Source organism: Desulfurellaceae bacterium, assembly GCA_021296095.1.
Lineage (GTDB): Bacteria > Desulfobacterota > Binatia > Bin18 > Bin18 > JAAXHF01.
The window spans coordinates 78,220-98,533 of the sequence record JAGWBB010000006.1; the positions used below are offsets into that span (position 1 = coordinate 78,220).

General features: G+C 63.3%; 24 protein-coding genes. 12 read left to right on the plus strand and 12 right to left on the minus strand.

Annotated features, from left to right (window positions below; all coding sequences use genetic code 11):
• The first annotated feature begins 33 nt into the window (after window positions 1-33).
• The 3 genes from J4F42_02750 (at window position 34) to J4F42_02760 (ending at window position 3,421) form a co-directional block, all read left to right on the plus strand.
• Entirely contained in the window at window positions 34-1,374 is a 1,341-nt protein-coding gene (locus J4F42_02750; protein ID MCE2484407.1) for a glycerate kinase, read from the plus strand.
• Between the two features lie 147 nt (window positions 1,375-1,521).
• Window positions 1,522-2,526 (plus strand): aldo/keto reductase, encoded by a 1,005-nt coding sequence (locus J4F42_02755; protein ID MCE2484408.1) that lies wholly within the window; start codon window positions 1,522-1,524, stop codon window positions 2,524-2,526.
• Window positions 2,527-2,587: 61 nt separating this feature from the next.
• Window positions 2,588-3,421, plus strand: coding sequence for a ThuA domain-containing protein (locus J4F42_02760; protein MCE2484409.1), 834 nt, complete (start codon window positions 2,588-2,590; stop codon window positions 3,419-3,421).
• Window positions 3,422-3,634: 213 nt separating this feature from the next.
• Here the strand turns inward: J4F42_02760 and J4F42_02765 are convergent, their stop codons facing one another.
• On the minus strand, window positions 3,635-4,459 hold the full coding sequence (locus tag J4F42_02765) for an enoyl-CoA hydratase (GenBank protein MCE2484410.1): 825 nt from the start codon (window positions 4,457-4,459) through the stop codon (window positions 3,635-3,637).
• A gap of 77 nt (window positions 4,460-4,536) precedes the next feature.
• Between J4F42_02765 and J4F42_02770 the strand changes: the two genes are divergently transcribed.
• Window positions 4,537-4,848, plus strand: a complete 312-nt coding sequence (locus J4F42_02770; protein MCE2484411.1) for an MTH1187 family thiamine-binding protein — start codon at window positions 4,537-4,539, stop codon at window positions 4,846-4,848.
• Between the two features lie 22 nt (window positions 4,849-4,870).
• Here J4F42_02770 and J4F42_02775 read toward each other — a convergent pair whose 3' ends face one another.
• Window positions 4,871-5,299: a nuclear transport factor 2 family protein gene (locus J4F42_02775; protein ID MCE2484412.1), complete on the minus strand. Its 429-nt coding sequence runs from the start codon at window positions 5,297-5,299 to the stop codon at window positions 4,871-4,873.
• 250 nt (window positions 5,300-5,549) lie between these two features.
• Here J4F42_02775 and J4F42_02780 point away from each other — a divergent pair, with 250 nt between their 5' ends.
• The gene (locus tag J4F42_02780; GenBank protein ID MCE2484413.1) at window positions 5,550-5,996 is read left to right on the plus strand and encodes a hypothetical protein; all 447 of its coding nucleotides are present in this window, start codon (window positions 5,550-5,552) and stop codon (window positions 5,994-5,996) included.
• Between the two features lie 13 nt (window positions 5,997-6,009).
• Window positions 6,010-7,131: a phosphatase PAP2 family protein gene (locus J4F42_02785; protein MCE2484414.1), complete on the plus strand. Its 1,122-nt coding sequence runs from the start codon at window positions 6,010-6,012 to the stop codon at window positions 7,129-7,131.
• 9 nt (window positions 7,132-7,140) lie between these two features.
• On the opposite strand, the gene J4F42_02790 is transcribed toward J4F42_02785, so the two are convergent.
• Together J4F42_02790 and J4F42_02795 are read right to left on the minus strand one after the other, a co-directional pair.
• Window positions 7,141-7,386 carry a DUF493 domain-containing protein gene (locus tag J4F42_02790; GenBank protein ID MCE2484415.1) on the minus strand — a complete coding sequence of 82 codons (246 nt, stop codon included), beginning with the start codon at window positions 7,384-7,386 and terminating at the stop codon, window positions 7,141-7,143.
• A 79-nt stretch (window positions 7,387-7,465) separates the two neighbouring features.
• Window positions 7,466-9,124 carry a thiamine pyrophosphate-binding protein gene (locus J4F42_02795; GenBank protein MCE2484416.1) on the minus strand — a complete coding sequence of 553 codons (1,659 nt, stop codon included), beginning with the start codon at window positions 9,122-9,124 and terminating at the stop codon, window positions 7,466-7,468.
• Window positions 9,125-9,299: 175 nt separating this feature from the next.
• On the opposite strand from J4F42_02795, the gene J4F42_02800 reads away from it, so the two are divergent.
• Window positions 9,300-10,268 carry a quinone oxidoreductase gene (locus J4F42_02800; protein ID MCE2484417.1) on the plus strand — a complete coding sequence of 323 codons (969 nt, stop codon included), beginning with the start codon at window positions 9,300-9,302 and terminating at the stop codon, window positions 10,266-10,268.
• A gap of 114 nt (window positions 10,269-10,382) precedes the next feature.
• A complete protein-coding gene (locus tag J4F42_02805) occupies window positions 10,383-11,708 on the plus strand; it encodes a hypothetical protein (GenBank protein MCE2484418.1) in 1,326 nt (441 codons plus the stop codon).
• Window positions 11,709-11,712: 4 nt separating this feature from the next.
• Here J4F42_02805 and J4F42_02810 read toward each other — a convergent pair whose 3' ends face one another.
• From J4F42_02810 to J4F42_02825, 4 genes are all read right to left on the minus strand, one after another.
• On the minus strand, window positions 11,713-12,078 hold the full coding sequence (locus tag J4F42_02810; GenBank protein MCE2484419.1) for an MGMT family protein: 366 nt from the start codon (window positions 12,076-12,078) through the stop codon (window positions 11,713-11,715).
• A 4-nt stretch (window positions 12,079-12,082) separates the two neighbouring features.
• Entirely contained in the window at window positions 12,083-12,496 is a 414-nt protein-coding gene (locus tag J4F42_02815) for an ester cyclase (GenBank protein ID MCE2484420.1), read from the minus strand.
• A gap of 82 nt (window positions 12,497-12,578) precedes the next feature.
• Window positions 12,579-13,556, minus strand: coding sequence for a methylated-DNA--[protein]-cysteine S-methyltransferase (locus tag J4F42_02820; protein ID MCE2484421.1), 978 nt, complete (start codon window positions 13,554-13,556; stop codon window positions 12,579-12,581).
• A gap of 3 nt (window positions 13,557-13,559) precedes the next feature.
• Window positions 13,560-14,108 carry a sigma-70 family RNA polymerase sigma factor gene (locus J4F42_02825; protein ID MCE2484422.1) on the minus strand — a complete coding sequence of 183 codons (549 nt, stop codon included), beginning with the start codon at window positions 14,106-14,108 and terminating at the stop codon, window positions 13,560-13,562.
• Window positions 14,109-14,182: 74 nt separating this feature from the next.
• Between J4F42_02825 and J4F42_02830 the strand changes: the two genes are divergently transcribed.
• Window positions 14,183-14,920: a hypothetical protein gene (locus J4F42_02830; protein MCE2484423.1), complete on the plus strand. Its 738-nt coding sequence runs from the start codon at window positions 14,183-14,185 to the stop codon at window positions 14,918-14,920.
• Window positions 14,913-15,596, plus strand: a complete 684-nt coding sequence (locus tag J4F42_02835; GenBank protein ID MCE2484424.1) for a nitroreductase family protein — start codon at window positions 14,913-14,915, stop codon at window positions 15,594-15,596. The genes J4F42_02830 and J4F42_02835 overlap by 8 nt, the downstream gene beginning before the upstream one ends.
• 42 nt (window positions 15,597-15,638) lie before the next feature.
• Here J4F42_02835 and J4F42_02840 read toward each other — a convergent pair whose 3' ends face one another.
• The 3 genes from J4F42_02840 to J4F42_02850 all read right to left on the minus strand — a co-directional run bounded on the left by J4F42_02840 (window position 15,639) and on the right by J4F42_02850 (window position 17,959).
• Window positions 15,639-16,778, minus strand: a complete 1,140-nt coding sequence (locus tag J4F42_02840) for an aminotransferase class V-fold PLP-dependent enzyme (GenBank protein ID MCE2484425.1) — start codon at window positions 16,776-16,778, stop codon at window positions 15,639-15,641.
• 7 nt (window positions 16,779-16,785) lie between these two features.
• On the minus strand, window positions 16,786-17,289 hold the full coding sequence (locus J4F42_02845) for a MaoC family dehydratase (GenBank protein ID MCE2484426.1): 504 nt from the start codon (window positions 17,287-17,289) through the stop codon (window positions 16,786-16,788).
• A 262-nt stretch (window positions 17,290-17,551) separates the two neighbouring features.
• On the minus strand, window positions 17,552-17,959 hold the full coding sequence (locus J4F42_02850) for a VOC family protein (protein MCE2484427.1): 408 nt from the start codon (window positions 17,957-17,959) through the stop codon (window positions 17,552-17,554).
• 46 nt (window positions 17,960-18,005) lie between these two features.
• On the opposite strand from J4F42_02850, the gene J4F42_02855 reads away from it, so the two are divergent.
• A complete protein-coding gene (locus tag J4F42_02855; GenBank protein MCE2484428.1) occupies window positions 18,006-18,845 on the plus strand; it encodes an LLM class F420-dependent oxidoreductase in 840 nt (279 codons plus the stop codon).
• Window positions 18,846-18,856: 11 nt separating this feature from the next.
• Here J4F42_02855 and J4F42_02860 read toward each other — a convergent pair whose 3' ends face one another.
• Complete coding sequence (locus J4F42_02860) at window positions 18,857-20,128, minus strand: MFS transporter (GenBank protein ID MCE2484429.1); 1,272 nt, start codon at window positions 20,126-20,128, stop codon at window positions 18,857-18,859.
• 1 nt (window position 20,129) lies between these two features.
• Between J4F42_02860 and J4F42_02865 the strand changes: the two genes are divergently transcribed.
• A partial coding sequence (locus tag J4F42_02865) for an ATP-dependent Clp protease proteolytic subunit (GenBank protein ID MCE2484430.1) occupies window positions 20,130-20,314 on the plus strand: 185 nt, incomplete at its 3' end.

Genomic DNA, 20,314 nt, shown 5'->3' on the forward strand with positions numbered 1-20,314 from the left:
ACCACTTCATCGGGAAGGGATCATCGCTCACCTTTGTCCCCAGCCCCTCCGCGTCACTCTCTTGCCGCCCTTTTTTCTGCCGCGGTCGCGGCCGTCGATCCGGGGCGGCTCATACGAAACAGTCTCACCCGACAGACGAACCGGCTCAGCGTCCGGGTCGGCGGCCAGACGTCTCACTTCCCCCTCGACCACAACGCCTTCCTCATTGGCGCGGGCAAGGGCGCCGGTCGCATGGCCCAGGCCCTGCTACCGCTGCTTGGCGAACACCTGGTTGGGGGAAGCGTCGTGGTTCCTCACGACGCGGTTCTCAGCCTTGATCCCGTTTCGGTTATTGTCGCAGAGCATCCCCTGCCGGGCCCGGGCAGTCTGCGCGGCGGCACCCAGCTGGCAGCCCTGCTGGCTGAGCGCGGCCCGTCCGACCTGGTCTGTTTTTGCCTGACCGGAGGGGCGTCGAGTCTGCTCGTCGGGCCGGTTCCGGGCGTCTCGCTCGAAGACAAGCTGACGATGAACCGCCTGCTCTTGGCCTGCGGGGCAGACATTCAGGAAATCAACACGGTACGCAAACACCTGTCCCGGCTGAAAGGCGGACAGCTGGCCCGCCTGGCGGCTCCTGCGAGCGTGATCAGTTTTATCCTGTCGGATGTGATTGGCGATGATCTGAGTACGGTCGGCTCGGGGCCGACGGTGGCCGATCCCACGACATTTGCCGAGGCGTGGCGCATCCTGGAACGCTATGAGCTGCTCTCCGCCAGCCCTGAATCGGTCACCCGCCATCTGTCGGCCGGTATGCAGGGTAGCGTGGCAGAGACACCCAAGCCGCACGACCCGATCTTTACCCGGGTTCACAACTACCTGCTCGGCTCCAACCGGCTGGCGCTCGAAGCCGCGTCCTCAGACGCCCGGCACCGGGGCTTTGGCGTCCACATTCTTCCCGAACCCGTGGCGGGTGATACCACCCAGGCGGCCCGCGCTTTTGCCCAGCAGATCCGAACCCGCCTGGCACAAGATCGCAGCCCGACCTGTGTGCTGGCCGGCGGAGAAACAACCGTCCAGCTGACGGGCACGGGCAGGGGCGGACGCAACCAGGAATTTGCCCTGGTCGTCGCCCAACAGCTTCAGGACGAAGCGGGCTGGACCCTTCTCAGCGCCGGAACAGACGGCCGAGACGGTCCGACCGACGCGGCGGGCGCCTATGTCGATGGGACCAGTGTCGGCCGGGCGCGGGCCAAGGGGCTCGATCCGTCCGCCGCCCTCCGCAACAATGATTCGTACACCTTCTTTGCCGCGCTGGGCGATGTATTCCAGCCGGGTCCGACCGGCACCAATGTCATGGATATCAAAATCGTGCTGATCGGACCGCCGCCAGGCTCATGATGACAGGCTGGGAACGAGCGCAGATGATTCGTTTGTCCCGCGTCAGCAACAGCATTCCGAGTCCTTCATTGAACTCAGCGCGTTGATTTCTCTTCGCTGACCGGCCTATATGACCGGTGAGAGCAGTCACACACAAGGAAGCATTGCATGCAGTACACGTTTCTCAGTCGGACCGGTGTCAAAGTCTCACGCCTGTGCCTCGGCTGCATGAGCTATGGCTCATCGTCGTGGCGGCCGTGGGTCCTGGACGCCGAGGGTGCCGCGCCGTTCTTTCGTCGCGCGCTTGAGGCCGGGGTCAACTTCTTTGACACGGCCGATGCCTACTCTGTCGGTGTCAGTGAAGAGGTGACCGGTCGCCTGCTGCGCGAGTACGCCAATCTCGACGAGGTTGTGCTGGCCACCAAGGTCTTCTTTCCCATGTCCGAAGGACCGAATATGGGTGGCCTGTCCCGCAAGCACATCGAGCAGGCGTGCGAGGTCAGCCTGAAACGCCTCGGTGTGGAGGTCATCGACCTGTATCAAATCCATCGGCTCGACCCACACACCCCCATAGAGGAAACCCTGGCCGCGCTTGACCGGCTGGTGAGCCAGGGCAAAGTCCGCTACATCGGCTCCAGCTCCATGTATGCCTGGCAGTTCATGCGCGCGCTGTCCATTTCGGAACGCAACGGCTGGGCACGCTTTGTGACGATGCAGAATCACTACAATCTGGTCTATCGCGAAGAAGAGCGGGAGATGATGCCGCTGTGCGAAGCAGAAGAGATCGCGGTGATTCCGTGGTCTCCCCTGGCCCGCGGCATGCTGGCCGGGACGCGAACGACACTCGGGGACGATTCGACGACGCGCTCCAAAAGCGATGGCGCCGATCAAATCCTGTACGATCAGCCCTCAGACTGGGATGTGGTCGAGGCGGTCAAAACCGTGGCCCGGCAACGTGGCGACAAGCCTGCCCAGGTCGCGCTGGCCTGGCTGCTGTCCAAGCCAGCGGTCGCCGCTCCAATTTTGGGTGCGACCCGGCTGTCGCATCTGGATGACGCGCTGCGGGCCGTCGATATCACCCTCTCTGACGAGGAAATTATCGCGCTTGAAGCGCCCTACCAGCCCCATCCGGTCAAAGGCATTCAACCCAGCCGGCCGCTACGCAGCCGTTAGGCCAACTGGAACTGGCAGGCAGCTTCGGCTAGGAACATAAGAGCCCAAGGAGGGACACACGATGAGTACATCACAACCGACTCGCGTCTACCTGATTACCGGCGGCTATCCGGCCGGCTCTCCCGCCGGACACGATATGGACTACGCCCGCCTGCGCCTTCTGCAACTGCTGGGCGAAACCCCGAATCTGACGACCACCGTCGGCAATGATTTCAGCGATCTGGCCAAGTGGCTGCCGTCCTGCCAGCTGGTCATCACCTATGTGGCCGGTCCGCACCTGAACGACGAACAGAGCCACCTCATGCAGCAGTGGCTGGAGGACGGCGGGCGCTGGCTGGGGCTGCACGGCACCAGCGGCGGCCGAGCCGCTCCGGTTGGAGACGACCGACGCGTGCGTAAAATGGTCAAGACCAGCCATCATGCCGTGTTGGGCGGCTTCTTTCTCAACCACCCGCCACTGTGTAAGTTTCGGGTCGAGGTCGCCCAGCACGACCACCTGCTGACACATGGGCTGCCGGCGTCTTTTGAGGTGATGGACGAACTGTACATGATTGAGCTGCAAGAGCCGGCCAGCAGTCAGATCCTGCTGACCACCGAGCTGCCGACCGACCCGTCGCCCCCCGGCTTTGGCTTTGTGTACGACGCCGACACCGCCCTGTTGCCGGACGGCAAGACCCGGGTGCTGGGCTATACGCGTGACATCGGCAAGGGCGGGGTTGCCTATATCGCCCTCGGCCACTGTCACTCGCCGCTCAACAATGTCCAGCCCTTTGTCGATACCAGCGTGGAGGAGTCGGGCACGACGCCGGTCTCGTTTCGGGGGTCGTGGGAGACCGCCGCGTTTGCGCAGCTGGTGCGCAACGGCATCGCCTGGGGGAGCGCTCAGGCCGTCTAGAGCAAATAACGATGATGTGTAGCTGTCCGTCATTCCTGCAAAAGCAGGAATCCAGGTCCCCAGCCTCCCGATCTCTGGATGCCGGATCAAGTCCGGCATGACGCGAGCGTGCTAGCATGGCTACAACTTATCGTGAAACGCTCTAGGCGGACCGGATTCCGAGCAGGACGCCAACTGGGGGGCGACAATCGTCGCTCCCGCAACGTTTACCCGTCAGCGATGATCGCCAAACGCCTCGTCGCGCGTTTTGGCCCGCTGGGCGCCGGCCAGGCTGTCCTCGCCCTGCTCCAGACGATACACCCGGGTCAGCGCATAGGTCTGAAAGGCACCCGTCACACCGGTCCGAAACCCCATCTCATCCTGCATCTGATTGATGGCAAACTTTGCCGTGCGTAGGGCGAACGCGTCTTGCAGGGCAATGCGCTGGGCCAGCGCCATGGTTTCCTGGGCCAGCGTGTCGCGGGACACCACCCGGTTCACCAGCCCTCTGCGCTCGGCCTCCTGAGCGGTTAGCCAGTCGCCGGTGAACAGCTGCTCCTTGGCTTTGCGAAAGCCGATATCCCACGGCAGACTGAAATACTGCACGTGCGAGCCGCCCCAGCGCACGGCTCGGTCACAGAACTTGGCGTCGTCCGAAGCAATGATCAGATCACACGCCGAGGCCAGCATCAGGCCGCCCATAATACAGTACCCCTGCACCTGGGCGATGGTCGGCTTTGGAAAATCGCGCCAGCGTAGGGTGTTTTCAAAGTACAGCTGCCAGGTCCGTTGATATTCGTGGGCGGTGCCTTTTTTCAGGGGCCGCCGGCGCTGGTCTGCCAGTTCCTGCGGGCTGCCGATATCGTGACCGGCCGAAAAATGCTCGCCGGCGCCGGCCACAATGACCACCTTGACCGCATCGTCCTCCTCAGCCTGGGCCATGGCCTGATCAAACTCTTCCAACATGATCCGGCTCTGGGCGTTCAGCACCTCGGGCCGGTTGACGGTGAGGGTCAAGACGGCCTCGTTCCGCGCAAGCGTCAGCGTCTGGTATGACATCGTCTGGCTCCTTTCTGGGACAGTTGGAAAAGTATGCGACAGTGCTACAGTCCCTGGCAACACCAAGGAGGCAAGTAATGAAAGTCATCGCAGACCTGTGTGTCGTCCCGGTCGGGGTGGGCGTGTCCGTCTCAGCCCACGTCGCCGCCTGCCAGCGCGTCCTCAAAGAAGCCGGCCTCACGGTCCAGCTGCACGCCTATGGGACAAACATCGAGGGCGAGTGGGATAGCGTCTTTGCGGCCATCAAGCGCTGCCACGAGGTGGTCCATGAGATGGGCGCACCACGGATTTCGACCAGCCTGAAGATCGGCACCCGGACCGACCGCGCACAGACCATGGCCGACAAAGTGTCGAGCGTTGTCCGCAAGCTGGCCGGGCCGACGGGCTGACACCCCGGCTCAGCCTGCCGGCCTAGCTCATATCGCCCATCAGGTCGAAGTGTACCTTGCGGGTCTTGAACAGCCAGCGGTCACCCTGCTTGACCAGGGTGTCTTCGTAGCGTCCGGCCAAGCCATTCACCAAGGCGCTCTCGCCCTTGGAACGCACGACTACAATGTAGCTCTTGGCCGTGGCTTCCTCGCCGTTGACCTTGATGATCTCATTCATCACGCAGTGCTTGACCAGGGGCGCGCCGTCTTTCATCGGCACCCGGCCCGGGATGGCCCGCACAAAAGCACGCAGGGCCTCTTTGCCCTCCTGAACCCCGTTGGCACCGGCGTCAAACCGGCCGTCCTCGGCGAACAGGTCCACCCACTCGTCAAACTCGCCGCCATCAAAGTGGAAACAATAATTGGCAATCGTCTCGTGAATGGCATCTTTCTCTTCCAGAACTGTGGCCATGGCGTCCCTCCTTCTGTTGATACCGTCCGTCCTAGCACTTTTTTCCGGTCCCGCCCACACAGGGAATCGTGATAACAAAAAGAATCCTAAGGAGATCACGATTGCCTGTGTCACCAGCTTGCTTTGGTCCGAGCGGTGGTGGTAAAAAAGCTCTCGGTGATGACCGATCCCTCGAAAGAGATCACCGAGAGCTTTCAAAGCCGTCGGTGATGACCAATTCCCCCCAAGAAAGTATTTCAGAGGCAGCGCGATGGATTCTCAACTCGAAGCTCTTCTCAATCGGCTGCTCGAAGCAGAACGCGCCGGCCATCGGCTGCTCGACGCTATGGGCCAAGAGACGTCGGACTCCGAGGTGAGCGCGCTGCTGGTCAACTTCACCGATGTTGAGGTGAGCGACACCGCCATCCTCGAAGGCTTGATCCGCCTGCACGGCGGAACGCCCTCGACCGAAACCGGCGACTTTGCCGACAAGGTCCTGCGGCTCAGCAGTCTGGCCGACCAGATCGATCTGCTGTCCCAGGGACAGGCCTGGGTTGCCCGCAAGGTCGAGCAGGTCCTGGCCCTCAACCCGCCCCCCGACGTTGCCGCCTTTCTCAAGGAAATGGCCAACCGCCATCGCCACAATATGGAGTGGGCCCGAGCCGAGGCCATCAAGCTGTCGGTGGCGACTGATCTCCCAGGAAGACATCAGCGCTAGCTGGTTCGGACTGGTGACACCTCAGTTTGCGACCCGCTTCTCCCTCGTCTGCCTGGGACTCGCCGTGTGCGAGTTGGTGTGTCTGCCGTGGCTGATCAGCCTCGACGCCACAGCCTATCGCTGGATGCAGACCCTGCGCTCGTGTCGGGCCGATTATCTGGCCAGTCTGCTCAAACACCTGCCGCTGGCGGGTCTGCTGATCCTTGGCGGCGTCCCGGTCGCGGTCTTATACCTCCGTCGCCAGTGGGCCGAGGCGTGGCGGGCCAGCTGGCTGATCGGTGGCGGCTTGTTCCTGTGTGAGCTGCTAAAGACCGGCCTGGAACGCGCCCGACCCAGTGTCCTGACCCCCAGCCTGGTCGGCAACAGCTTTCCCAGCGGTCATGTCAGCGCCGCCCTGCTGATGAGCGGCGTGTTCATTTTTCTTGCCTGGCGCTCCGACTGGAGGCCCTGGCTGCGACACGGCGGAACCGGGCTGTGCGTCGTCCTGTCGGCCCTGATCGTCTGGCAGCGCGTCTACTTCGGCCACCACTGGCTGCTTGATGTGGTCGGGACGGTGCTGCTCGGCGGCGCCTGGCTCAGCTTCGGCCTCTCGCGGCCGGCCCGGCTTCCCATTTCCCGCTCGGCCCTGGTCTGGAGTGTGGGACTGCTGGCCTGCTATCCGATCGTCCTGCTCTTTCCCCACACCAACCTGAGCCTACCCTCGGCGCGGACAGCCGAGACCGCCGCAGTGGCCCGGATTTCCTTTGGCGTGGCCAAGCAACACGTCGGCTTGGCCGGCGCCTGGGGCGCTCGGGGGCGCGAGCCGGCCGGGCCGATTACCTGGATGAAACGCGGTGAGGCCGGGCTGAGCCTGTCCCTGCCCCAGCCCGGCACCTATCTGCTGCGTTTTGCCGCCCGCCCCTTTGTCCACGCCCGGACCGAAACGTGTTACCCGCTGAGCGTCCTGATTAACGGTCAACTGGTCGGCCGCCAGCTGCTGTACCGGGGCTGGCGCGAGTATGAGCTGTGGCTGGACCCGGCGTGGGTCGTGGCCGGCGAGAACGAGCTGGTGTTTCGGGTCGGACCGGATTTTCCGCCGGCCGGTCCCGAACAGCAAACCGTGGCGTTTCGCTCAGTGCGGATAGCACACCCCTGAGCGCAGCGCCTAGAAGACGATTTTGACCGTCGGGATGCTCTTGAGGGCGGAGAAGATCACGTTCCGCTCTTCCTCGCTGTGGACCTGGAGGGAGAAATGGAAGGACGTGTACTTGCCCGTTCTGCTGCGGTTTGACTCGCTCAGGTGATAGTCGCAGTGCTCGAACAGGGTCGGGACGGTATCCAGGATACGCTGTCGGTCAGCTCCGATGATTTTGTAATACCACTGGCACGGATACCGGATTTCTGGCTTCACATGATTCCCTTTGTTTGCAAACCGCTCTCATCTTCAGACAGACGTGCGTGCCGCCTTAACGCGGCACGCCGTCCCGCTCTTAATATCCGCCAAAGCCCATATCCGTGGTTGCCTGCGCTTCGGGGTCGGTGCACACATTGACCAGGGCCGGCTTGCCGCTGGCAATGGCGCGCTCGATTGCGGCGCGGATGTCGTCCGGGTTCTCGACAAACTCGCCGTGACCGCCCAGCGCCTCGACGACTTTATCGTAGCGCTGGTGGCCGAGTTCACGCCCGACATTGCCCATGCCCAGGCCACTGGCCGTCGCCCGACCGGTCTGGCGCGAGGTAAAGCCGGCATTGTTCGACACGACCACGACAATCGGCAGATTGTGACGGATGGCCGAGTCCATTTCCATGCCGTTCCAGCCAAACGCCCCATCCCCGGACAAGACCAGGACCGGCTTGTCCGGCTGAGCCGCCTTGGCGCCAATCCCGAATGGGACGCCAACGCCCATACAGCCGTGCGGGCCGGCGTTCAGGCTCGTCCCGATGTCGTAAATGGGAATAGACTGGCGGGCAAAGTTGAGGATTTCGTGTCCGTCCACCACCAGGATCGTATCGCGGCTGATGACCTCGCGCACTTCCTGGCACAGACGCAGCGGATGCACGGGCACGGCGTCGGAGTGCAGCAGCGGCGCCGAGCGTTCTTCGTTTGAGTGCTGCTTGGCCGACAGTTGGGCGACCCAGGCCGTCTCCTGCGTCCCGTCGAATTTTCCGGCCGCCTCTTCGATCAACTGCTGGAGCACCAGCTTGGCGTCACCAATAATCCCCACCTCAACACCCCGGTTATGGCCGATGGAGCGTCCGTCCAGATTGACATTGATGAACTTGGCCTCGGCCGAAAACCGTGGCGCCCGCAGAAAGGACAGCATGGAGTTGGCCCGGGCACCGATGACGAGCACTACGTCGGCTTCGCGGAAGGCCATGGAGCGGGCGGCCGGAAACGCGCGCTGGTGATCTTCGGGCACCACACCCCGGCCCTGCGGGGTGGTATAGAACGGAATGCCCGTGGTCTCGACGAATTGCCGCAGCTCCTGGCTGGCGTCGGCCCACAGCACGCCGCTGCCGGTGACGATGATCGGCTTGGCAGCCTGCCGCAGCAGTTCGACCGCCCGCCGGATCAGGGCTGGGTCGCCGGCCGGCCGACTCTCGACCCGGTACTGTTGCGGCCAGTACAGGCTGTCCTCCTCCACCTTGCCGGCCAGGATGTCGCCGGGCAGATCCAGGTAGACCGGCCCCTTCTTGCCGTCCATGGCCTCCCGAAAGGCGATGCTGACGTACTCTGGAATGCGCTGGACCATATCGACCCGGTAGGCGGCCTTGACCACCGGCTTCATCATCGCCAGCTGGTCCATCTCCTGGAACGCGTCCAGGGTGGTCGCCCGTATCGGCGCCGACCCCCCAATCGCCACAATCGGCGCGGCATCGGCCCAGGCGTTGGCCAGCCCGGTGACCGCGTTGGCCGTTCCCGGTCCCGACGGGGTAATACAAATGCCGGGTTTGCCGGTCACCCGGGCATAGGCGTGAGCCATCATGGCGGCGGCTTGTTCATGGCGTACATAAATGCCCTGCATGCCGTGGGTCAGGCACGAGGCGGCCGTTCCCGAGGTCGGGCCGCCCATCATGAAGAAAATGGTATCGACGCCCTCGTTCTTAAACGCTTGTCCGATGATCTGTTCGCCGCGGATGCTTGCCATTGTTCTCCTCCCTGCGAAGAAAGTGGATGATCTCTTTTTGCTGCGGTGCTTATCATCATGCCCTTTTTACTCGTGCCCCGTTTTCCCTCAGTCCGAAGCCAGAAGTCAAGGGACCTATGCTCAGCCACGGCATTGGGATAGGACACAAGACACACCGCACTGAAGGGAGAGCGATATGAAAGCAATTCTGTTTGAGGCAGTCGGCGGACCCGAGGTGCTGAAACTGGGCGAGGCGCCCATTCCCGAACTCAGACCCCGTAAAGTGTTGATTAAAAATCAGGCCATCGGGATCAACTTTGCGGATACGCGCTTCCGTCAGGGCCAGTATGTCATGCAACCCAGACTCCCGGATACGCCCGGCCTCGAAGCGGCGGGCGTGGTCGAAGCGGTCGGCGAGGGGGTAGACCATATCGCGCCGGGCACCCGGGTGGCGGCCATCGGCATGCGGACCTACGCCGAATACGCGCTCGTCTCGGCCGACCAGGTCATGCCGCTGCCCGATTCGGTCAGTTTTGAACAGGGCGCGGCCTTTCCGATCCAGACCCTGACCGCCTACCACCTGTTGCACACCTGCCATCAGACCGCCCCGGGCCAGACTGTGCTCGTGCACTCCGCAGCCGGCGGAGTGGGCATTGTCGCCATGCAGATCGCCAAGGCGGCCGGCGCGCGGGTGATCGGCACCGTCTCGAGCGACGCCAAAGTCGCCCTGGCCCAGGAGTATGGGGCCGAGGCGGTGATCAATTATGAGAGCCAGGACTTTGCCGAAGAAGTCAAAAAGCTGACCGACGGCAAGGGCGTAGACCTGATCCTCGACGCAGTGGGGCAACCGACCTTTGCCACAGGGCTCAAGTGCCTGGCCCCGTTCGGTCATGCCATCCTGTACGGCCAGGCCGGCGGCGCGCCCGAGCCGGTCAACGTCTTTGGGCTGTTCCAGAACTCGCTCAAGGTCAGCTGCTTTGGCCTGTACACGGCCTCGGCCATACCCGAGCTGCACCACAGAGGGATTACCGAGTCGTTCCGGTTGATGGAGGAAGGCAAACTCAAACTCCTGGTCGGCAAGAGCTACCCTCTGGCCGAGGCGGCCGAGGCGCACCGCTTCATGGAATCCCGCCAATCGGTCGGCAAGCTGATCCTGACCCCCTAGGTTTGAGCTTGGGCCGGCTCTGGACGACCCCCCGGCATGTGGGCAACCACGGACGGATGTGGGCAACCACAGGGGGATTGCCCCTACAACAGTTCAGCAGAGAAGGAGCCCCGTATGGACTGGCACGCGCTGTGCGGCGACAAACTCGTCACCCCCCAACAGGCGGTCGCGCTCATCCGGCCGACCGACACCGTCTATATTGCCGGCATACAGGCCACCCCGTTCGCCCTGTGCCAGGCCCTGGTCGAGCGGCAAGACACGCTGCGCGGCCTGCGCATCAATACCCTGGTGTCGTTTTACGACTGGGACACTCCCGGCCTGAGCGACGCCTTCCGGCTGGAGTCGTGGTATCTGAGCCGGCGCGAGCGCACGCTGATGCACAAGGGCGGCCTGGACTACATTCCGGTCTCGTATTTCCGGGCCGAGGCCCTGCCCCACGGCATTGACACGCTCGATGTGTACATGGTCAGCGTGTCGCCGCCGGACCGACACGGCTATTGCAGCTACGGCACCAGCGTCGGCATGTCGCCGCTCATGACCAAACAGGCCAGGACGATCATCGCCGAAATCGACCCCAGCTTTATCCGCACCGGCGGCGAGAATTATCTCCACATCTCGGCCATTAACCGCTGCGTGGAACGCCCGCCCACCGTCAGCCCACCAACCATCAGCCCGGAAGTCTACAGCCAGGAAAAACAGGACGCGATCGACACGATCTGCATGTCGATCGCCAACGAGCTGATTCAGGACGGCGACACGATCCAAATCGGGGCCGGCGATATGACGAGCCCCCTGCCCGCCTATCTGTACGGCAAAAACGATCTGGGCATGCAGACCGAGATCATCCCGCCCGGCGTGGTCGGCCTCGTCCGGGCCGGCGTACTGACCGGCACGAACAAAACCCGCCATACCGGAACGGTGGTCGGCACCGGCTTTCACCCCATGCTCAGCCCTGAAGAGCTGGACTATATTGACGCCAATCCGGTCTTTGAGCTATACGATTTCAACTATACCGACGACATCCGCCTGCTGTGCCAGGACCCGCACTTTACGGCGATCAATAACGCGCTGAGCATCGACCTGACCGGCCAGGTCGCGTCCGAGTCTATCGGTCCCCAGCAGTTTACCGGACCGGGCGGCCAGACCGCCTTTTGCATTGCCGCCAGCCTGGCCGGCAGCAAATCCATTATTGCCCTGCCGTCAAGCTCACTCAGCGGGCCAGACCGCCGTCGGATTTCCCGCATCGTCCCCACCCTTGCGTCGGGGACGGTGGTGACCACGCCCCGCGCGTTTGTCGATTACGTGGTGACCGAGTATGGGATTGCGACCCTGCGGGGCAAGAACCTGCGTGAGCGCGCCCAGGCTTTGAGCGCCGTTGCTCATCCGGACTTTCAAGATGAGTTGCGGACACAAGCGGAACGCCTGCACGGCGCCGGCTGAGGTCTCAGGGCTGGGGCTTCCACCTGGGCGGCGTCCAGCGCTTGGGACCCGCCCAGCGATAGGTGGTCAGATCAACCTTGCCGTGGCGACTGAAGCGGACGCCCTCGTCTTCGAGCAGCCAGCGCTGCTGTTCGGCCCGCACAAGGTCACCGCGAATGCTGATGCCGCCCGAGGCATTAATGACCCGTTGCCAGGGCACTCTCCGGGACAGCGGCGGGGGCAGATGGCGCAGGGCCGTACCGACCGCCCGCGGCGCCCGGGGTGCGCCAAGCAGGGCGGCCACCTGTCCGTAGGTCACCACTTTGCCTTTTGGAACGCGGGCGACCAGACGGTAGACGGCCGTATGAAAGGCGGGCAGACGGGCGGCCATGGGCTCAGGCTTCAGCCCCGATCTGCTGCATCAGGCCCAGGGCGTCCCAGGCTACCCAGGCTTCGGCAATCCGGCCATCGGCAATCCGATAGATGGCAATGCCCACCACCGATACGTTCTTGCCGCTGGGGGCAATACCCATGAAATCGCCCCGATGGGTACCCCGAAACGTCCAGCGTCCGACCACCCGATCCTCCTCGGCAAGCAGATCTTTGATCTGAAAATGCACATTCGGAAAACCACCCCGGACCGTTGAGACAATTTGTTTCACGTCCTCCGGGCCGCCGCCAAAATCATAGCCGGTCGGATAATGGCTGACATAATCGGGCGCGATCAGCTCGTCGATCAACTCAATCCGACCCGCGTTCAAGACCTCGTCAAAATAGCGACGGAAGACGGCTTTATTGGCCTCTGACATGGCGTTCCTCTCCCTCTTGATTGCTGTACACAAAAGGCAGGACTTGCACAAGACTGGCCCACGCCGGACGCGGGTGGGCCGCTCAGTCCGGAACGAACAGCGGGCTCGCGTCCACGGGGTGCAGCTCGGGCTGACACCCGGGGCAGGGCTGATAGCCGAGTTCGCGGGCCCGGGCCAGGGACGGGATCAACACCCGTTCGGCGGCGGTCTGAGCGTGTAGGTCGGCGCAGTCGGGCCGACACAGGCGGGAGTGGGAACGCCAGCCCACATACATCCGGGCAGCGGCAATGGCCAAGCCCCGTCGGGTGTGTCTGACCGGAATGCCCTCGGTCTCAAGAATGGCGCGTTTGGTATCGACCAGATTGCCGGCATAGCCGGTCAGGCGCCCGTCGCTGCCCAACACCCGATGACACGGAATATGCAGAGGTACCGGGTTGTGACGCAGGGCCTGGGCGACCGCGCGGACCGCGCTGGGTTGGCCGATGGTGTCGGCCAGGCTCTGATAGCTGATGACCGTACCGTAGGGAATGGCGGCGGTGGCCCGCAGCACGCGGCGCTGAAAGTCGCTGCGCATCAGGCGATCATCCAGCGTCCAGTCCAGCGTCCGGCGTGTGCCGGTAAAATACTCGTCAAGCTGTTGGACGAGGACGGCGGTCTCCGGCCCGGCCTGCTCGGGCCTGAAATCGTGCTCCAGGCGCGCGAGCTGGGTTGAGGCTTGATTTGGACGTGTGAACTCGACAAAAACCACGCCTTTGTCTGTCGCGCCGAGCAGCAGGTCGCCGACCGGCGAGTGCCATAGCTGGACGCGCAACCGCGGACGCTGCGGCTCGGCCAGCCGCGCCTCAAGCGCCTGCCGGGCGCGCCGCAGGCCCTCAGCTTCTTTGCCGGGAACGGGCCAGTCGTGTAAGCGGGCGCGTAGCGTCCGATACTGTTCCAACAGCTCGCTACACACACCACAGCCGGCCACATGCCGGCGCACCTGCTGGCTCAGCTCGGCCTGCGCCTCGCCAAACGCCTCGGCAATCAGCCGGTTTTCTGAAAATCTGCACGTTTTCGCCATAGCCTAATCCTCCTGGTGCCGAGCAAGGGCGAGCCGCAGCTTGCGCAGCGCCTGATAGACATGAGCCCGCGCGGTCTCTTGTGAACACGCCAGATTGCCGGCGATGACCTGATAGTCCAGCCCCTCAAACTGGCGTTGGACAAGCGCGGTGCGCTGCCGGAAGGGGAGTCTTTCAATCGTGGCAAGCAAGGTCCGGGTCGTCTCATTGGCGGCCATGGTTTCCTCCATATCGGCCCCGTTTCCAGGCGGCGAGGCGGTGTCTTCGGCTTGCTCGTGGTTGCGCGTCACCACCACCCGGCCTCTGCGTTGGCGGTCACGCGCGTAGTTCTTGGACACGTTGATAGCGATCCGCATCAACCAGGCCCGATAGTTCATATCAGCCCGCCGATTCTGCGCTCGTCCATATGCCCGGTAGGCGCGCAAGAACGTCTCCTGAAACAGATCCTGAGCGTCGTGTGGATCCCGGGTAAAGCGCAACAGATAGCCATACACCGCGCCCTGGTGGCGCGTGACCAACTCGGCAAAGGCCCGCTGTTCGGTATGTGTCGCCATGTGTAGAGAAAGACACTTCAGCCGGCCGTTTGTGAAAACGCTTGCGCCGTCGAGAACCAGACAGTATATGCTGCATGGGTATGCTTGCGTTCGCCACCTCGGTCCTGATGGCCTGGGCGCTCGCCACGCTCTTGGCCTCCCCGCCAGCGGCGGACCGCTTGCCGGCGGCCGACTTCTTCCCCCTGGCCATGCACAATACCTGGACCCATGAGGTCAGGTTCTCGGGCGGGGACTATCACTACTACATGACCGAGACCGTCATCAAAGACAACTGGCCGCTGCTCGGCCAACAGTCCTACGTGGTGGCCGAGGACTACGAACCGCTCACCGACCGCGCCCCCGAGGCCAGAAGCACAGTTGCCTATTTTCGCAAAAACGGGTTTCTCTACCGCTACCCGTGGCTGGACTCCGAGGGCGACCGCATCTGGGACACCCGGCTGGGTCAGGGGCTGGATCAAATCATGCCGAGTCCGTTTGTGGAGAGAACACGCTGGCGCATGGACCTGAGCACCCAGGTCATGGCCAGCGGCGGACAGAGCAGCTCATCGGCCACGGCCTGGATCGATCCGAGTGCCATACAGGTACCGGCCGGCACCTTTCGCAACTGCCTCAGAGTCGAAACGCTGACCGTCAGCTTCGTGCCGGACCCGCGCAAAAAGAGCGCGGAATTTGCGCTACGGCATACCGAGTGGTACGCCCGGGGCGTCGGCCTAGTTAAAGCCATCAGCAGCGAAGGCACGGCGCAAAAAAGTGTCACACGGCTGCTGACGTATCGGATTCGTGAAAAGGAGCACCCCAATCACCATGACTGACCACGACCTGTTTGACATCATGTATACCTGCCGCAGCATGCGGCGCCTCAAACCCGATCCCGTTCCGGACGAGTTGATCTATCGCATCATCGAGGCCGGCACCCAGGCGCCGAGCGGCGGTGGCGTCCAGGCCTGGCGCTTTGTGGTGGTAACCGACCCGGAACGCAAACAGCGGATTGCCGATCTCTACCAGCACGGCTGGCAGAGGGCCCTGAAGCAGTACGCGGCAGCCGGACTCACGCCCGAAAACGACAAAAACGTTCGCGCCGCCTCCTACCTGGCCGAGCACTTGGCCGAGGCGCCGGTGCTGCTCGTGCCGTGTCTGCGGGAGCGCCGCCTGCACGCCGAGCGCAAGACCGGCCCCAACGCCCAGAACTTCGTTCGGATTATCAGCGGCAGCATTTACCCGGCGGTGCAGAATATCCTGCTGGCCTGCCGAGCGCTGGGTTTAGGCGCCACGCTGACCTCGGTGACGACCCAGTATGAAGCCGAGATGAAAAAAATTCTCGACCTGCCGGAGACAATCACCACCTATGCGTTGATTCCCATTGGCTACCCCATGGGCCGCTTCGGGCCGGTCACCCGCCGAGCGGTCGAAGAAGTCAGCTGGCTGAACGCCTACGGCACGCCGTTTCCCCGGCCAGCCGGCTATTCGGGCAGAAAGCCGCCAGTCTGAACAGTCTGGCCCTGCCACGCAAGGAAGAGACCGTCCGCCAGCCTAGCTCACCGCCCTGAGCAACGCCTCGGCCAGAGCCTGGATATCCTCGGGACGATTATAGACGTGGGGCGAGACCCGGATCGAGCTGCCACGCTGCGACACGTACACCCGGCGACGGCGGATTTCGGCAAGAATGGCCGGAATCCGCCCGGCATCGGGCAGCCGCACGCCAAACAGGTGGGCCGAGCGCTCAGCACCAAGCGTATAGGGGCTGTCTGCCAACGCCTCGGCCAGCCCGCTGCTGAGCCGGGCGCAGTAGGCCCGAATATTGGCAACGCCCCAGCGGTCCAGCTGGTTCAGCGCTTCAATCAGCATCGGCACCAGGATAAAGTTGGACCGCTCGCCGGCGTCAAAGCGCTGCGCTCCGGGCTGAAACTCGGACTGGTAGTTGATCAGAGCGCTGAAGTCCTGACTGTTTTTGCGGGTGATCCAGTTGTGTTCAAACGGCTCGGCGTCCAGCAGTCGGTCACCCACCACCGCAAAACAGTACTGGTAGGGACCGAACAGCCACTTGTAGCCGGCGCACACCAGCAGGTCGGGCTGCGTCTGGGTAAAGTCAAACGGGACGGCCCCGATCGACTGTGTGCCGTCAACAATGAACAGGGCGCCGACCTCGCGTGCCCGTCGTCCAATCTGATCCACATCAAACGGCGTGCCGTCGGTCCAGTGGACCGTGCTGAGCGTCACCACTGCGGTGTTGCGGTCTATGGCGTCGAGGAGACGGGTAGTCCAACCGTCGCTCGCCTCCTGGTCCGGGCGCTCCACAAAACGCAGGCGCGCTCCGCTTTGCTGACACTGCGCCATCCAGGCATACACATTGCTCGGAAACTCCTCGCCGGGAATGACCACGTTCTGACTTGGCCGCAGCCGGGTATTGTGGCTGGCAATGGCCATGCCGTAGCTCACCGCCGGCACCAGCGCGACCCGCTCTGGCGTGGTATTGACCAGCCGGGCGAACAGGCGGCGCAACTCTTGGGTTTCGTCAAAAAAATCAGCCGGGACAAGCTCGGCCGGATTGACCTTACGCCGCAACCCGGCAATGCCGGCCGCCTCGACCGATTTCAGCAGCGGCGCCATGTAGGCGCAGTTCAGGTAGTGCTGGTCCTCGGGCAGGGTGAAGAGATGGCGCTGGCATTCCATGACGGCGTCAGGCCTGTTTGACCTCAGGGAAGAGGTCCTGCTTTGGCGCGTGGGCCTTTTTCCAGACCATGACGTTGCGCGTATATTTACACACCAGAGTGCCGTCCTGTTTGACGCCGCGCGTTTCGACCTTGACGATGCCCCACTGGGGTTTGGACCGGGACTCGCGCGTTTCCAGGACTTCGGATTCGGAGTACAGGGTGTCGCCGGCAAAGACCGGGTTGGGCAGGACGACATTGTCCCAGCCCAGGTTAAAGCCGTTCTCGCTCACATCGGCTACGCCCAGCCCGGCCACAATCGCCAGGGTCAGCACACTGTTGATCAGACACTGGCCGAACTCGGTCTGTTTGCCGTACTCGGTATTGAAATGGATCTGGTTGGTGTTGTTGGTCAGCAGGGTAAACCAGATGTTATCGTTTTCGGTCACCGTCCGACCGAGCCGACAGCGGTACACGTCCCCGACCTCAAAATCTTCATAATAACGACCTTCCCAACCGGCTTTGACTGGCATAGCGTTTTCCTCCTGTCCACGAACATGGGTTTACCGGCACTCTACCACGCCCGAAGCGAACAGGAGAAGGGGAGGGGCTCGTCCCCTTGTCCCCAAACGCCATTTGAATACTATCAGTACGTTTTTCTACTACACAGCCCAGCTCATGCCGAGCGGAGGGACGCGTGTGGAGCGACGATTTCTCCAATCTGCTCGAAGTGATCCGCTGGAAGTAAGGCTGCAAACGAACGCACGGCGCCAACGGCCGATATCCGTTCGCCCGTCATCTGGCGAACACTTGGCGGCTGTCCTGAAACGCCTTGAACTCCAGATGATTGCCGCACGGATCGGTCAGAAACATCGTCGCCTGTTCGCCGACCTGGCCCCGAAAACGCACCCGCGGGGCAATCACAAAAGCGGTGCCGCGTTGCTCAAGGCGCCGGGCCAGCTCGTGCCACGCCTGCCAGTCCAGAATCACCCCAAAGTGGGGCACCGGCACCGCGTCACCATCAACCGGATTATGAGCCGCCGACCGGGCGCTCTCTGTCAGGTGGGCGGTCAGCTGATGACCGAAGAAATCAAAATCAATCCAGCGCCCACTCTCCCGCCCGACTCCACAGCCGAGCACATCGACATAGAAACGGCGGGTTGCGACCAGATCGCTCACCGGAAAGGCCAGATGAAAAAGCACACGCACCTCCTTGCCAATACGCCGCCTATCGCCTAGGGTTCACGCCATGCAACTCAGCATCAACATCCGGAATTGGGGCACGCAGTCAACACCCGCCATGCTGCTCGAATGTGCCCGGGCGGCCGATGAGTCAGGACTCGATACGCTGTGGCTGAACGAACATCTGGCCATTCCTCCCCAGGCCGATATGCCGGACCGCGTGCCGCAGGGATTTGCCGAGGGCCGCTTTCTCGATCCAATGGCCACCCTCAGCTTTTTGGCCGCCGCCACCCGGCGCATCGGCCTGGGCACGGCCGTCCTGCTCCTGCCCTACCGCCTGCCGCTGCAGACGGCCAAGCTGGTGGCGACTGTCCAGGAGTTGTCCGGCGGCCGCCTGCGGCTCGGCGTCGGCACCGGCTGGATGAAGGAAGAGTTCCAGGCCCTGGGTGTCGATCATGCCCGTCGAGGAGCGATCAGCAATAGCGTCCTGGCCCTGCTGCGAGAGTGCTTTGAGAACGACGTGGTCGAGTCAAACGGACAGTCCCTGCTGTTCCGGCCCCGACCGGCCCGTCCACCGATCTATGTCGGGGGAGCGCCCCCCCACGCCTTGCGTCGGGCGGTGCAATATGGCGACGGCTGGATCCCGGCCGGGATTGAGCCCCAGGCGCTCACCACCCATATCGCCGAACTCAGACAGATGAGTCAGGCCGCCGGTCGGCCGCCGCTTGAGGTCATCGCCATGAAGACGCTCGCCATCGACGATCCGCCCAAAGCCATCGACTACGCGGGCCAGTTTGCCGAGGCTGGGGTGAACCACCTGGTCCACACCCAGGGCTATGCCGATGCGGCCGAGTATCGGCGCAATGTGGCGACGCTGGAAGAAAAAATTCGACCTGCTGTGGCCTGACTGGGCGGCGTCTATTGTGTGCTTTCTTTTTGAATCTGGCTTTGGACGCGGCCGCTCAGCCACACAAAGCCCAGCCATAGGACGACTCCCAGGCCAGCGCAGCTGAACCACAGGGTCCTATACCCCCAGGCCTCGTACAGCCAGGTTCCGCCCAGCGGGGCAAGCACAAAGGCGCCGGAGAAGGCCGTGCCAAACATCCCCATATACCGCCCCCGGCTGGCGGCCGGGCTGCGCTTGGCCACAAAGCCTTCGAGCAGCGGCGTTGTCAGCATTTCCCCCAGCGTCCACACTACCACGGTGACCGCGACCAGCGGCATGACTGGCGCAAACGGCAGCAGGCCGAACCCACCGCACAGCAGCAATGCGCCGAGGCCGACGACCCGCAGCGTGTCAAAGCGCTCCACGGCCCGAATGACCAGCATCTGAAAGACAACGATCAGCAGCGTGTTAATGGTAAAGACCAGCCCGACCGAGGTGGCGGGCAGCCCATACACCTCGGAGAGGGTGAGCGGATAGGTGCCCAAGAGCTGACACAGGACGGTCGCCAGCAGCATGGTCAAGCCGACCAGCACCAGAAAGACGCCGTCACGCCAGGGCGACAGGCGCGGGTCAGGCGTCTCGGCCGGCTGACCGCCGCGCTGAGCGGGCGAGGGGGCGCTGCCAAACAGCAGCCATAACAGGCCTGCGGTCAGCACACATACGCCAGCCTCGACAAAAAACAGCAGCCTGTACGAATAGGCGACCAGCAGTCCACCACAGGCCGGCCCGATGGCCATGCCCAGATTCATCCCCACCCGCCGCAGGCTGAACGCCCGAACGTGCAGCTCGGCCGGACTCACTTCGGCCAGGGTGGCGGCATTGGCCGGCCGAAAGCTCTCGGCCGCCACACTGAGGAGAGCCACGACCAGGGCAATGCTCAGCGGCGTCGGCATCAGGCTGAGCGCCACAAAGCCAGCCGCCGCCAAGCCCAGGCTCAGCCGCTGGGTCGGCAGCGAGCCGATCCGGTCGCTCAACCAGCCGCCCAGATACGAGCCGCCGACAGCTCCGACGCCATACACACTGAGAATGACGCCCGCCCCGCGGGGGCTGAGCTGCTGTTGACTGGTCAGGTACAGGGTCAGAAAGGGCAAGACCATGGTGCCGCTGCGGTGGACAAACGAGACTGCGGCCACCAGCCATACCGCCCGGGGCAGCCCGGAAAACGCCTCACGGTAGAAACGCAGGGGTGAAGACAAACGCGGCATATTGCTGGAGGGGCAGCAAAAGACTAAGCTGACAGGCACTATGAACTTTATCCCAACCGTTGTCGAGCAGACGGGCAGAGGGGAGCGGGCCTACGATCTCTACTCCCGTCTGCTGAGAGATCGTATTGTGTTTCTGGGCTCAGCCGTGGGCGACGAGGTCGCCGCTCTGGTCACCGCCCAGCTGCTGTTTCTGGAGTCCGAGGACCCGGACAAGGACATCCATTT